The organism is Pseudoalteromonas sp. NZS37 (assembly GCF_015864265.1).
GTDB classification, from domain to species: Bacteria; Pseudomonadota; Gammaproteobacteria; order Enterobacterales; family Alteromonadaceae; genus Pseudoalteromonas; species Pseudoalteromonas arctica.
In genome coordinates this window covers 1-560 of the sequence record NZ_JADYXL010000072.1, presented here as the reverse complement: position 1 = coordinate 560, position 560 = coordinate 1, and the positions used below count along the sequence as shown (strand labels likewise).

Below are 560 nucleotides of genomic sequence, written 5' to 3'. Positions count from 1 at the left end.
TCTTCCCACTCTTTCTCGCCTTCTAACGCTTTAAGCGCAGAACCAGCAATTAGAGGTAAGTCATCACCTGGGAAATCGTATTCTGAAAGAAGTTCACGAACTTCCATTTCTACTAGTTCAAGTAGCTCTTCGTCATCTACCATGTCACATTTGTTCATGAACACGATGATGTAAGGAACGCCAACTTGACGAGAAAGAAGGATGTGCTCACGCGTTTGTGGCATAGGGCCATCAGTCGCAGCAACTACTAAGATCGCGCCGTCCATTTGAGCAGCACCAGTGATCATGTTTTTAACATAATCGGCGTGACCAGGACAATCTACGTGTGCGTAGTGACGTGAAGGAGTATCGTATTCAACGTGAGACGTTGAAATAGTGATACCACGTTCGCGCTCTTCAGGAGCGTTGTCGATTGATGCGAAATCTTTAGCAACACCGCCGTATACTTTTGCAAGTACGTTAGTGATTGCTGCAGTTAGTGTAGTTTTACCGTGGTCAACGTGGCCGATTGTACCAACGTTTACGTGCGGTTTTACGCGTTCAAACTTTTCTTTTGCCAT

Annotated in this window: 1 protein-coding gene; it reads right to left on the bottom strand. The window is 45.5% G+C overall.

Annotated elements, in window-relative coordinates:
* Nucleotides 1-560, bottom strand: a 560-nt coding sequence (locus tag I6F47_RS20490; protein ID WP_197184480.1) for a GTP-binding protein, incomplete at its 3' end; no start/stop codon positions are given.